The sequence below is a fragment of the Pseudomonas entomophila genome (genome assembly GCF_013523165.1).
In the GTDB taxonomy this organism is placed as follows: Bacteria; Pseudomonadota; Gammaproteobacteria; order Pseudomonadales; family Pseudomonadaceae; genus Aquipseudomonas; species Aquipseudomonas entomophila_A.
Window position 1 is genome coordinate 108,114 of record NZ_JAAMQI010000002.1, and the last position, 12,798, is coordinate 120,911.

Sequence of the window (12,798 nt, forward strand, 5' to 3'; positions counted from 1 at the left end):
CATGCGCCGCCGCCATCGTACCGAGGAACCCGTCAACCATGACCGCTGGCTGGTGTCGTACGCCGACTTCATCACCTTGCTGTTCGCCTTCTTCGTGGTGATGTATTCCATTTCCTCGATCAACGAAGGCAAGTACAAGGTGATCTCCCAGGCGTTGATCGGGGTGTTCAACGACCCCGCCCGCAGCACCCGGCCCATCCCGGTGGGCGATGACCAACCGGTGGGCGTACGGCCCGCGCAGCCGTTGATCAAGGACAGCGAGCAGACCGATGCCGGGCTCGGGCAGAGCGCCACCGAGGCCCTGACCCAGATCACCGACGAGGTGCGCCAGGCGTTCGGCGACCTGATCGACGCCAAGCAGATGACCGTGCGGGGCAACGAGTTGTGGATCGAGATCGAGCTCAATTCGGCGCTGCTGTTCGGCAGTGGCGATGCCATGCCCAGCGATGCGGCGTTCGGCATCATCGAGAAGGTCGCCCACATCCTCAAGCCGTTCGCCAACCCGGTGCACGTGGAGGGATTCACCGACAACCTGCCGATCCGCACGGCGCAGTACCCGACCAACTGGGAGCTGTCGGCGGCGCGCTCGGCGAGCATCGTGCGCCTGCTGGCCATGGAAGGGGTGAACCCGGGACGTCTGGCGGCCGTCGGCTATGGCGAGTACCAGCCGGTGGCCGGCAACGACACCGCCGAAGGACGCTCGCGCAACCGACGCGTGGTGCTGGTGATCTCGCGCAACCTGGACGTGCGCCGCAGCCTGACGGGTTCGGGCAGCGCCAATGCTACGCCGGATGCCGCCTTGCAGCGGGCTGGCACACAACGTGCACCGGCATCGCCAGCGACGTCGGAGTCGGCGAGTTCCGTCAAATCTACGTCACCGTCTTCTTGAACCGTTCCTGACAAGGCCTCCCGGCCAGCGGGTGGAAACACGCACGATGAGAGTCTGGGCAGTAGCCAATCAGAAAGGTGGTGTCGGCAAGACCACCACGACCATTGCCCTGGCCGGCCTGCTGGCCGAGGCCGGCAAGCGCGTGCTCGTCGTCGACCTCGATCCCCATGGTTCGATGACCAGCTACTTCGGGCATGACCCGGACGTGCTCGAGCACAGTTGCTATGACCTGTTCGTCCACAAAGGCGCCGTGCCCGATGGGCTGCCGGGCCAGCTGCTGTTGCCGACCAGCCACGAGCGCATCGCGCTGCTGCCGTCGAGCACCGCCCTGGCCGTGCTCGAGCGCCAGTCGCCGGGGCATGGCGGGTTGGGGCTGGTGATCGCCAAGAGTCTGGCGCAGTTGTGGCAGGATTTCGATTTCGCGCTGATCGACAGCCCGCCATTGCTCGGGGTGCTGATGGTCAACGCGCTGGCCGCCAGCCAGCAGCTGGTGGTGCCGGTGCAGACCGAGTTTCTTGCGGTCAAGGGGCTGGAGCGAATGATCACCACCTTGAGCATGATCAACCGCTCGCGCAAGCAGGCCTTGCCGTACACCATCGTGCCGACCTTGTTCGACCGCCGTACCCAGGCCTCGATGGGGACGTTGAAGTTCCTGCGCGACGCCCATCCCGCGCACGTCTGGGAAGGCTACATTCCGGTGGACACCCGGCTGCGCGATGCCAGTCGCGCCGGGGTCACGCCTTCGCAATACGATGGCAAGAGCCGCGGCATCATCGCCTACCGGGCGCTGCTCAAGCACTTGCTGACCCCCCGTTCCAGCCTGCAGGTAGCCTGATGAGTCCAGCCCGGCCCACCACGACCCGTCCGCAACTGGCGTTGCAGTCCTACCTCGATGGCCTGCTGCAGGAGGCGACCGAAGCGTTCGACGCACCTGTGCCTGCACCTGTCGCGGTGGCGGTTGTCGCCAAGACGCCGGTCGCCAATGACGAATTCCAGGCAGCGGTGCTCGAGGAGCAGGTGCGCGATGCGCGTGCCTCGGCGCCCGCGCGCCAGCCCCGTCCGTTCGCCGAGCCGCCTGCGCCGCTGGCGCTGCCGACGGTGCTGCCGCTGCACGAAACGGCGGTGCCGGTGGCCGAGGTCGTGGCCCTGCAGCCGGTCGTCGAGCCTGCCCAAGCGCCTGCCGTGCAGCCACGGATCGACGCGCCTGCTGCACCCGAGCGGATTGCGCCATTGGCCGACCTGCACCGCCCCCACGTCATGGGGCCGCGCCTGCCGTCCACGCCTGACGGGCGACCGGTCTGGGCTGCCGAGCCATTCGAGTGCCTGCTGTTCGACGTCGCCGGCCTGACCCTGGCGGTGCCGCTGGTGTGCCTGGGCTCGATCTACCCGCTGGCCGGCCAGGAGCTCACGCCGCTGTTCGGGCAGCCCGACTGGTTCCTGGGCATCCTGTCCTGCCAGGCGGGCAACCTGAAGGTGCTGGACACCGCGCGCTGGGTGATGCCCGACCGCTACCGGGACGATTTCCGCCAAGGGTTGCAGTATGTGATTTCGGTCCAGGGCTATGAATGGGGACTGGCCGTGCACCAGGTCAGCCGCTCCCTGCGCCTGGACCCCAGCGAGATCAAGTGGCGCAGTCAGCGAGGCCAGCGGCCCTGGCTGGCCGGCACGGTGATCGAGCACATGTGTGCGCTGCTGGACGTCGCCGAGCTGGCCGATCTGATCGCCAGCGGCGCCGTCAAGCAGATGCAGGCCGGTAAATGAATACGCGCGTTTTGCGCACTCACGCAGCACAGACCGCCACCGCGCGGCTTTCGAGGGTAGGGTAATGAAGAAGTCGTCAGCACAAGGTTCCGAAGATCCGATCCTGCAATGGGTCACCTTCCGCCTGGACAACGAGTCCTATGGCATCAACGTCATGCAGGTGCAGGAAGTCTTGCGCTACACCGAGATCGCGCCGGTGCCGGGTGCGCCGAGCTACGTGCTGGGGATCATCAACCTGCGCGGCAACGTGGTGACGGTGATCGACACCCGCCAGCGTTTCGGCCTGATGCCCACCGAAGTCACCGACAACACCCGCATCGTGATCATCGAGGCGGACAAGCAGGTCGTGGGCATTCTGGTCGACAGCGTGGCCGAGGTGGTCTATCTGCGCCAGTCCGAGATCGAGACCGCGCCGAACGTGGGCAACGACGAGTCGGCCAAGTTCATCCAGGGCGTGTGCAACAAGAATGGCGAGCTGCTGATCCTGGTCGAGCTGGACAAGATGATGACCGAGGAAGAGTGGTCCGAGCTGGAGAGCATCTGAGTTGATCTTCGAAGCGGGCTTGCTGTTCCTGGCGCTGCTCTGGGCCGTGAGCCTGTGGCTGTTCCTCAACCACATCAAGCGCCAGCGTCAGCTGCTCGTCGAGCAGGCGCTGGGCGATGCCCTGCGCGACCAGCGCATCAAGGACCTGGCCAAGCGCCTGGACGACTACCAGAACGGCACCGTGCGCATGGGCGAGATGCTGCACGAGCTGCGCCTGCTGGTCGAACCGTTGCCCGAGAAGCTGCAGCAGCTCGAGCAGCGCGATCCGAAGAGCCTGACCTACCACCAGGCGGCGAAGCTGGTCGGGATGGGCGCCAGCGTCGAGGAGCTGACGCAGTCCTGCGGGCTGACCCAGGCCGAGGCGCAACTGATGAGCAAGCTGCACCGCACGCCCTGAGGGGCAGACATGCCGTCGCGCAGCGGTGGCCTGCCTGGGCAACCACAGGTACACGGGCGTGCCCCCTGCGATGCATGCCGGCCGGACACTCAGCGCCAGCAGGCGCTGAGTGTCCGGCCCTGTGTCGGGTCTCTTTTGGCCTTCAGGCCCACGAATGCAACGTGCCGACCCGCGCCACGCGTTCTAGCGGCAAACGCGCTGCATTGACTGCATTGAGGGCGTCCAGGTTGACGAACTGATAGCTGTTGACGCGCGGAATCATGTACAGATTCATCAACTGCCGCAGTGTGTACAGGTCCGGCAGCAGGCGGTCGACCACATCGGTGAGCAGATCCGGGCCTGTGAGTCGACTCAACTGCTCGGCATAGCGTTTGAAGGAAGCCGGGTTCGCCACGCGGTCAGGGCGCACCGGGTACGGCTCCACTGCATGCAGGTAACGCACGCGCATTTCCTGGCTGATCGCCAGCAACGTCGGATTGCCGGCATGGCTGCCGATCATGCTGTTGTTGTAGACGGAATTCAGGCCCATCAACTCGCTCTGTAGCGGCGGCTGCAGCAACAGGCCTGTGGGCGTCGTGGTCAGTTCGACGGTATTGAGCATGGCCTTGCCGGTATCAGGGTGCAGAAGCAGTGTGTCGTCGACGTCCATGTACAGCCCCCCTTCGCTGTGTAGCATCGGGTAGCGAAGGACGTCGGCGGCAGAAGCATAGTTGCTCGCTGGGCCGCCGCCACCGAGTGCGGCCTGATACTGCGGGTAGCTCAGGCCTTGTTCGAACGCCTGGTAGAAGCCTTGATCCTCCAACACCAAGACCTCGAGCCTTGGTACGCGGCTATTGAGCTGTGCCCGATTATAGGCGAAGGCTTCTGGGCTGCGATTGGACAGCATTAACCGGTACCGGTAAGGGCTGTCGGTCAATGCCTGGGCGTTGTGGGCAAGGTTGTCCAGTACCTGCGTGCTGATCTGCCGGTCGCCGACCCACAGGGCGGTAATCTGCTTGGGAATGGCGACGGCACCTTCTGGTACGAGCGGCGGCAATTCGATGGGCAGCAGCAGGTCGATGCCCAGAGCGCGTAGGGTCGCTGTGCGCATGGCAGGGGTCACCTGACGATTGACGGTGGTCATCCGGCGCATGTTGCCGGTCCCTGGATCAGGCTCGTAGTACCATGGCTGCACTTCGTTGACGTCTTGCTGGCGCAAGAACAGGTTGCTGTCCATGTCGTAGACCAGATCCAACCGCCGCGAATAGCCGCCTCCCAGATCCTCGTAGCCCCTGAGCAGATCAAGGTTGCCGTCATAGCGCGGGTGGCGAGACACGGACCTGGCCACTTCGGCATCGCCATCGGCCAGGGGCTCGATGCGCAACCGACGATTGAAGTAGGGTGCGACGTCCTGGCCTGGCAGGCGGGGCGGGTCGATCGGACTGAGCGGGTAGCCGACCTGATCGTTCAGGCGACGTGGCATGACGAAACCTTCGCGCCAGGTCTGGAACAGGCCGTCCATCGCCTTGCTGGCGACTTGCACCGCACCGGGTATGGCGTTGAACAGGCCGTAGGTGATCTCGCCGATCCCCTCCTGCTGGTCTTGCAGGTGCTTGCCATTGATCGCCTGGTCCAGACCGAAACCCAGCTGGACGATGCCACCGATCGCCAGCAGCGGGGCCAGGCCCGGTACCACGAAGGACAGCGGCATCAGCAGGGTGAGCGTTGCGTCGAGGTAATGGCGCCAGCGTCGCTTGCGGATCTCGGCGGTGCTGGTGATGAGAAAGTCGGCATCGTCCAGGCTGCGCTGGCGCTGATGTTCGGCCAGGGCGTGGAACAGGTCGCCGTGCAGCGCCGGGCTGTAGGTGTCGGGACGGTAATGGACGTAGGTCCGCGGCGGCCATTTTCCGTCGTCGTTGAAGAAACCGTGCTCAGGTGACAGGCGGTGACGCCGAGGGTAGACGCCCAGCCCCTCGAGGGCAGTGTCCAGGCCGCTGAAGTCGAGGCCCTGGGGGCCATCGGCCAGGCGGAAGTGACGTTTGAGGTGACGGCGCTTTAGCTCATCCTTGCACTGTTCGCCGACCCAGTCTCTGAGCAAGTCCTGATGGGCGAACTCGAGCAGCGGGGAGCTGTTGCCAGGGATATAGAGGACCGTTACGTCGCTGTGCGTATCGTGCAGGTAAAGCAGATCGGTCGACACATAGCCGTAGATGTTGAGCAGGCTTGCGCTGAACGTGGCGCTGCGTGGGAGCAGGTCTGCCGCTTGCCAGATCAGCCTGCGTGCTGCTTCGCTGAGACTGCCCTCGGCCAGCTGCTTGTTGCAGGCGGCGATGAAATTGAGTTTGCAGCATAAGCGATGCTCGCTCAGGTGAGTCTGCCAAAACTGTTCGAGCTGCGTCTTGTACCGTGTCGAGAAGTCCAGTGCCTCGATATGGCTTTGCAACGTCTCCACGGCTACGTCGATGAGCGTCGAATGGTCGAATTGCGCGGGTTCATGTCGGCGGAACAGGCCGTTGAAGACGATAAAGGGCGACGCGTTCGACAGCACGGACGTGGGCTCGAGCGCCTCGACCACGTCGATCGCGCCATCGGTGGGCAAGCGCCCAGCCCAAGGCGCACCCATCAGTGCGCCGAACACGTCGTTGCTCGATTCGCCCTGCCAGTTGATCAGCACCGCCTGTGGCAGGCTGATGCGCTGCACGATCTTCGCATGATAGCGGCCTGATGCCTGAGGCTGCAGGTGCAACGTCACCACGTCGATCGCATCGGGGTCGAGGCTGACGCCCTGGCTGCGCAGCCAGCCGGCCATGAGCTTCCGGGCTTCGCGGTCAGGGCGGGGCAGTTGAGCCAGGTGGTCACGCACGCGTTGTACGCCTTGGGTGTTGATGCCGGTGTGGGCCATGACGGATCTCCAGGTATGAGGGTTTCGCAAGCCTCCGCTAAGGAGAGAGCGGCAATGCAGTAGATAGTGCTGGTGCTGAGCGGTGCGTCATTGTCCTGCAGGCGGGCGGTTTGTCGGCGCGGGGCAGAGCGCCGTGCCAACGGGGCGCCTGCCGCCATGGCACCCCGGCATGTGCTAGCGCGTCGTGCGCCAGCTGTTCGCGCTCCCGACCTGCGCTATCCGATCCAGCGGCAGGTGGGTATCGAGCATCCGGTTGAACCAGCGCAGGTTGATGATCTGATGGGTGTCGGTCACCGGCGACACCAGCAGCACACAGAGTTCGCGCAGTTGCCGCAACCAGGGCAAGCGTGCGTCGATCACCTCGTTCATCAGGGCAGGTCCTGTCAATCGGCTCAACCGCCGCGCGTAGTCGTCGAATGCCACGGGATCGACATCGGCATCCGGATGGCTGTCGTAGAATGTGGCGTTTTCCGCGTACCGGGCGTGCATGGTTTCCAGCATGGCGTCGAGTGTCGGGTTGTCCGGATGACTGCCGATCATGCTGGTGTTGAACTTGAAATACAGGCCCAGCTGGTCGTTGCAGACCGGCGGTGCCAGCAGCAGTCCATCGGGGGGCGTGCGCAGGGTCATGCCCGTCAGCTTTGCACGCGGTCGACCCGACGCTGCGGTCAGTACCAGCCGATCGTCGGCGTCCAGGTACAGACCGCCCAACCGCTTGAGTAGCTGCACGCGCAGGATGTCACAGGCCGAGCTGAAATTGCCCATGGTGCCGAGTGCTGCCTGGAATTGCGGGAAAACGGGCGACTCGGTGAATGCCTGGTAGAAAGGCTGCTCTTCGAGCACCCGGACCGACAGTTCAGGCGCGTGCTCGGCCAACAGCGAGCGGTTGCGCGCGAAGGCTTGGGGAGACCGTTGCGAAAGGTGGAGCTCGAACGTGTAGTCGCTGTCGCGCAAGGCCCGCGCATTGTGCGCCAGTGTACCGAGGAACGGCTCGCCGAGGATGCGATTGCCCACCCACAGGCTGGAGACGCGCTTGGGAATGGGCGTGATGTCCAAGGCTTCGAAAGGCGCCGTTGAAACGGGCAGGTCCAGATAGAGGCCCAGGCTGCGCAAGGTGACCATGCGCGCTGCGTCGTCGACCTGTCGTTCGTCCACAAGGGGCGTCAGAATGTCCGGCTGCTCGAGGTGGGCGATCCAACGCTGGGCGTCAGGCGTGCCGACCTCGCGGCTCTTGATGAAGGCATTGCTGCTCAGCTCCAGGTCGACGGCTTCCTCGATTCGTGTGGTCCCCAGGTCGAAATGGGCATAGAACCGTGGGAACAGGTCCCACTCCACGCGGGTGCAGTGCGATGCGTGCGCCACGCCCTCGTAAAGGGTCGAAGGGCGAAAGGCCAGGGATGCCGGTGCCAGGTCCGTCAGCTCGAGACCCTCTTCGAGCGACCCCTCACGAACCACCTGGGCCCGTAGCTCGGCCCAGGTCTTGAAACCGGGTGAGCGGTACGCGAATACGCGTGGTATTCGGGTGAACGCCTGGGCAGCCAGCGGCAGGGCGTTGAACAGGCCGAAGACCTGCTGCTGCACACCGTCGGCCTTGGCGGCCAGGCTGCGACCATCGATCGCCTGTTGCAGACCGAGGCCGAACTGGGCCACACCCGCCACGGCCAGCAACGGGGCGATGGGCGGAATCACCACGGCAAACGGCAACAGCACGTTCAACCCGATCTGCAGGTAGTTACCCCAATGCTCGCGGTCGATCTGATGGTTGCTGACGATCTGGCTATCGGTGTCAGCGTATGAACGCTGTCGCTCCAGGTGCATCAAGTGGGCGAACAGATCGCCGGTGATGGCGGGACTGTAGCGCTCTGGGCGGTAGTCGATGATCTCGTCGGGGTCCCAGCGCCCACTGGTGGCGAAGCCAGGAGCATTGGTATCCAACCGATGGGGCTCGGGAAACAGGCCCAGCCCGGTCAGTGCCGTGCGTAGACCACTGAAATCCAGGCCGTCGGGCCAGTCGGCACGTTTGAAATGATGCAGTAGCCTCTTACGGCGTTCCCGTGTCTGACACTGCGTGGCGAACCAATGCTTCATCGCCTGGGGTGTGTCGAAGGTGTGCAGCGGTGATGCATTGCCAGGGATGTACAAGACGTTCAGGTTGCGCTGAAGGTCGGTCATTCGCAGGATCGACACAGAGCTGTAGCCATAGACGTTGAGCATCGACAGCCGCACCTGGTCGGCAGTGGGCATGACGCCGGCTGCCTTCCAGACCAGCGCCTGGGCCGGTGCCGACAGGCTGCCCTCGATGACCTGCTTGTTGCAGGCGGCCAGCAGGGCGATCTTCAAGGCGCGCTGGTAGGCGGCGGCTTGACGTTGCCAATAGGTGTGTAGACGTTCCCGGAACAGATGGTGAAAGCGCAGGTTCCAGATGAAGGCCTGGAACGCCTCGGCGCGAACCGGCAACAAGGTGTCGGGGCCGTAGTGTGCAGGCGTGGTACGGCGGTACAAGCCATTGAAGACTTGAAAGGGTTCTGCGTTCCAGAACAGGGTTCCCGGCGCGAGCCGTTCGGTCATGTGAAGCGGGCCAGAGGGAGCGATGCCTGCCCAGTCGCCGTAATGAAAGCCCCCGTAACCCGATGCCGTTTCACCCTGCCAGTTGCTGAGCAACGCGGCGACCAGGTCCATCTTCTGTCGGACGATGGCGTTTTCCCGAAACTGGTTACGGCCTTCGCCCAGCGGCTCGTATTGGTAATGAACGGTCACGACATCGATGTCGCAAGGCGAATGGGTGACGCCTTGCGTGAGCAACCATTCGCCGAGAAGCTCGGTGGCCATCTCGTCGGGGCGAGGGAAGTCGACCAGGGCTTCGCTGGCCATGCGTTGTGTGTCGAGGAGAGTGCTGTCCATAGGAGGGTCTCGAGAGGAGCGAACGCTGCGAGCATCCTGATCCGACCGCCTGACAGGGTGTTACATAGAGCTGCCGTTCGGCAGGCCCAGGAGGGTCGGCGTGATATCGCGCTCGCGCCCCGTGTTTGCCTGGAATCCCACCGGTGCCTTGCCACGTAGGCGCCAGGCGAACGCGATGATCTCGGCGATGGTCAGGTACAGCGCCTCGGGAATCTGGTCGCCCAGCTCCAGGCGCGCCAATAGCCTGACCAGCTCGGCGTTCTCGTAGATCGGCACCTCGTGCTCGCGGGCCAGGGCCAGGATCGCCTCGGCCAGCTCGTCGTCGCCCTTGGCGCTGAGGGTCGGGGCTTGAGTGCCGTCGTAGGTCAGGGCGATGGCCTGACGAGGGGGATGGTCGGTCATGCGGTTTCGTCCACCCAGCGTTGTTCTAGACGGGTACCGGCACCTTGGGGCGGAGCGCCGGCATGGCAGGCCAGGTCGCCGACGTCCAGGCCACGCGCGACCAGGTGCGCGCGCAGGTCTTCCAGTTGTCCGGCCAGGAGCGTGGCGGTCTCGGCGCGCTCAGCCCAGAGTTGCGCCGACAGGCGTGCCTGGCTCAGTTGCGCCTGCACCTGCAAGGGCCCCAGCGGATCGACATCGAACGCCAGGTCGAGACGCCAGAGCGCCTGCAACGAATCGCGCTGTTCGCGCGGCGGGTCGTCCTCGCGCGGTGGGGGCTCCTCGCGCTGGAGCTTGACCTGGATCGGCACGAAGGCCTGGTCCTGGCGCAGCGCCAATTCGCTCTGCCAGGTGGTCTGCACGTTGCCGTGTTCGTCGATGCCGGTCTGTTGCAGGCTGGCCAGTTGATGGTTCTGCAACCGCGAGATGGCGGCAGCGGCCAGGCGCAGCAGGTGTTCAAGGTCGCCTTCGCCCTCGCTCAGCTGCTGCAGCAGCCGAGCAGGCAGGGGGAAGCCACCCGGTTGCGGACGCGGGCCGACCTGGCCCAGCATCCCCAGGGCATTGCGGACCATGCCGGGCAGGGCCTGGGCCAGGCCGCCGGCGGCCATGGCCGGTGGCAGCGTCGGGTTGCCCGGCACGCCTGGCAGTTGGGCGACCAGGCGCAGCATCTGCGCCTTGAGGTCGCCGGTCAGGCCGCCTGGCTGGCCGCCCAGCAAGCTGGCTTCGAGAAACGCACCCGACCGCGCGAAGGCCTGGGCCAGCCCCTTGGGATCGGTCAGCTGCGCCAGGTCCGGCAGGGCGCTGAGCAAGGTCTGCACCGTCGTGCGCAGTGCCGGGTCGAGCGGGGCATCGTCGGGCAAGGCCTGCAGGGCCGCGAGCAACCCCGGCAGGGAAGCCTGGCGCGCCTGCTGGTTGAGTAGCTGCTGGGCGGTCACCAACTGCTCCTGCCGCCCGGCCAATGGCACGAAGCGCAAGGTCTGGTCGCCCTCTACCAGCGCACTGAGCAGGCTGCCGACAGCCAGCGGGCGTGGGCTGTCGAGGGTCAGCGTCGCACCGGCCTGGGCGGTGTTGAGCAGGGTCGCCAGGATACGGTGATTGACCGGCTGGCCGGGCACCTGGGGCTCGACCTGGCTGGTCACCACCTTGGCCTGCAGCAAGGTGCCCACGGGGGTGCGTGTGGTGTCCAGGCGCACCAGGGTGTCGGCACCGGTCGTGTCCAGCTGGCGCACCATCAAGCCCGGCGAGCCACTGGGTGGCTGGCTGACCCGTAGCTGGCTGCCCTCCGGCAACGGCTGGCGAGCGCTGACCTGCACCTGGTTCTGCGCGCCGTTGGCCTGGGTCAGGCGCAGCAGCATCTGGAAATCCTGGCCGTTCTGGCGCACCGACACCACTTCGGCCTGCGCATCCTCGCCCGAGGCCAGCGGGCTGGTCTGCGGCGGCATCAGGCGCAGCACCTCACCGCTCGGCGCCGTTCGGACGGGCGGTGCGCTCATGGCCGCTGGGGCGTCGAGACGTTTGATGTCGCTCATGGTCTGTACACCCTGTCGCGCCCCACGTGCTTCGCCGGGGGCTTGCGTATGTATAATGCCGATCGCGCGCCGGGTCGAGGACCTGTCGCTGCCAGTATAACGGCAGCCAGGCGAGCGACTTGAGGCAGCCCTAGCACAAGGCGGTACCGTGACCTTTGATCTTCAAGCCGTGGGCCTGGCCTGCGAACGTGACTGGCGCCTGCTGTTCGAGGGCCTGGACCTGCGCCTGCGACCGGGCGAGATGCTTCGGGTCGGCGGCCCCAACGGCAGTGGCAAGACCAGCCTGCTGCGGGTGCTGGCCGGGCTGATGACCCCGACTGCCGGGCAGGTGCTGCTCGATGGCCGGCCTCTGGCCTCGCAGCGCCAGGCATTGGCCGGGCGCCTGCTGTGGATCGGCCATGCCGCCGGCATCAAGGACCTGCTCACCGCCCAGGAAAACCTGCACTGGCTCGGCGCACTGCAAGGCCAGGCCAGCCTGCAGGCAATCGACCAGGCCCTGGATCGAGTCGGCTTGCGTGGCTTCGAAGACGTGCCGTGCCAGAGCCTGTCTGCCGGCCAGCGTCGGCGCGTGGCCCTGGCCCGGCTGTACCTGGAGGCCCCGCTCGTGTGGATTCTCGACGAACCGTTCACCGCGCTCGACCACGAAGGCGTGACGCAGCTGGAAGACCACCTGGCCCGTCATTGCGACCGAGGCGGCGGCGTGGTGTTGACCACCCACCATGCCTTGACGCGCACGGCAGCGCGCTACCGACAACTCGACCTGGGGCGCCAGGCGGCATGAACCTGTTCCTGTCGATGATGCGCCGTGAGGCGCGCGTGCTGTGCCGCCGGCCGGCCGAGCTGGCCAACCCCCTGGTGTTCTTCGCGCTGGTCGTCGCGCTGTTCCCCCTGGCCGTCGGCCCGGAGACGACGGTGTTGCGTACGCTGTCGCCTGGCCTGGTCTGGGTCGCTGCGCTGCTGGCCGTGCTGCTGTCGCTCGATGGGCTGTTTCGCAGCGATTTCGAGGACGGCTCGCTCGAGCAGTGGCTGCTGTCGCGCCGCGCCTTGCCGTTGCTGGCGCTGGCCAAGGTGCTGACGCACTGGCTGTTTTCCGGCCTGGCCCTGGTGGCGCTGTCGCCCCTGCTGGCGCTGATGCTGGGGTTGCCGGGCGAGTGCCTGCCGGTGCTGCTCGTCTCCCTGCTGCTCGGCACCCCGGTGCTGAGCCTGCTGGGCGCGGTGGGCGCGGCCTTGACGGTCGGGCTCAAGCGCGGGGGGGTGCTGCTCGCGCTGCTGGTCCTGCCGCTGTACGTGCCGGTTCTGATCCTGGGCAGCGGCGCGCTGCAAGCGGCGTTGCAAGGTCTGCCGGCCACCGGGCAGCTGTGGTGGCTGGCCAGCCTGATGGTGCTGACCGTGACCCTGGCCCCTTTCGCCATCGCCGCCGGGCTGAGGATCAGCGTTGGCGAATAACGAGACCCGCGC

At 65.9% G+C, this 12,798-nt stretch carries 11 protein-coding genes; 7 read left to right on the forward strand and 4 right to left on the reverse strand.

From position 1 onward, the window contains the following. The first annotated feature begins 1 nt into the window (after nucleotide 1). The 5 genes from motD (at nucleotide 2) to G7Z99_RS02310 (ending at nucleotide 3,591) form a co-directional block, all read left to right on the forward strand. Nucleotides 2-889, forward strand: a complete 888-nt coding sequence (motD, locus tag G7Z99_RS02290; RefSeq protein ID WP_181091655.1) for a flagellar motor protein MotD — start codon at nucleotides 2-4, stop codon at nucleotides 887-889. Nucleotides 890-935: 46 nt separating this feature from the next. Next, nucleotides 936-1,724 (forward strand): ParA family protein, encoded by a 789-nt coding sequence (locus tag G7Z99_RS02295; RefSeq protein ID WP_181091657.1) that lies wholly within the window; start codon nucleotides 936-938, stop codon nucleotides 1,722-1,724. After that, nucleotides 1,724-2,650, forward strand: a complete 927-nt coding sequence (locus G7Z99_RS02300; protein WP_181091659.1) for a CheW domain-containing protein — start codon at nucleotides 1,724-1,726, stop codon at nucleotides 2,648-2,650. The genes G7Z99_RS02295 and G7Z99_RS02300 overlap by 1 nt, the downstream gene beginning before the upstream one ends. Nucleotides 2,651-2,714: 64 nt before the next feature. Next, a complete protein-coding gene (locus G7Z99_RS02305) occupies nucleotides 2,715-3,194 on the forward strand; it encodes a chemotaxis protein CheW (protein ID WP_060394371.1) in 480 nt (159 codons plus the stop codon). A gap of 1 nt (nucleotide 3,195) precedes the next feature. Next, nucleotides 3,196-3,591, forward strand: coding sequence for a DUF2802 domain-containing protein (locus G7Z99_RS02310; protein WP_181091661.1), 396 nt, complete (start codon nucleotides 3,196-3,198; stop codon nucleotides 3,589-3,591). A gap of 142 nt (nucleotides 3,592-3,733) precedes the next feature. Here the strand turns inward: G7Z99_RS02310 and G7Z99_RS02315 are convergent, their stop codons facing one another. The 4 genes from G7Z99_RS02315 to fliK all read right to left on the reverse strand — a co-directional run bounded on the left by G7Z99_RS02315 (nucleotide 3,734) and on the right by fliK (nucleotide 11,340). Next, on the reverse strand, nucleotides 3,734-6,472 hold the full coding sequence (locus G7Z99_RS02315) for a dermonecrotic toxin domain-containing protein (RefSeq protein WP_181091663.1): 2,739 nt from the start codon (nucleotides 6,470-6,472) through the stop codon (nucleotides 3,734-3,736). Nucleotides 6,473-6,646: 174 nt separating this feature from the next. Next, a complete protein-coding gene (locus tag G7Z99_RS02320) occupies nucleotides 6,647-9,373 on the reverse strand; it encodes a dermonecrotic toxin domain-containing protein (RefSeq protein ID WP_181091665.1) in 2,727 nt (908 codons plus the stop codon). A gap of 60 nt (nucleotides 9,374-9,433) precedes the next feature. Next, nucleotides 9,434-9,775 carry an EscU/YscU/HrcU family type III secretion system export apparatus switch protein gene (locus tag G7Z99_RS02325; protein WP_181091667.1) on the reverse strand — a complete coding sequence of 114 codons (342 nt, stop codon included), beginning with the start codon at nucleotides 9,773-9,775 and terminating at the stop codon, nucleotides 9,434-9,436. Continuing rightward, entirely contained in the window at nucleotides 9,772-11,340 is a 1,569-nt protein-coding gene (gene fliK / locus G7Z99_RS02330) for a flagellar hook-length control protein FliK (RefSeq protein WP_181091669.1), read from the reverse strand. The genes G7Z99_RS02325 and fliK overlap by 4 nt, the downstream gene beginning before the upstream one ends. A gap of 148 nt (nucleotides 11,341-11,488) precedes the next feature. Here fliK and ccmA point away from each other — a divergent pair, with 148 nt between their 5' ends. Together ccmA and ccmB are read left to right on the forward strand one after the other, a co-directional pair. Further along, complete coding sequence (ccmA, locus tag G7Z99_RS02335; RefSeq protein ID WP_181091671.1) at nucleotides 11,489-12,121, forward strand: cytochrome c biogenesis heme-transporting ATPase CcmA; 633 nt, start codon at nucleotides 11,489-11,491, stop codon at nucleotides 12,119-12,121. Further along, complete coding sequence (ccmB, locus tag G7Z99_RS02340; protein ID WP_181091673.1) at nucleotides 12,118-12,786, forward strand: heme exporter protein CcmB; 669 nt, start codon at nucleotides 12,118-12,120, stop codon at nucleotides 12,784-12,786. The genes ccmA and ccmB overlap by 4 nt, the downstream gene beginning before the upstream one ends. Nucleotides 12,787-12,798: the final 12 nt, after the last annotated feature.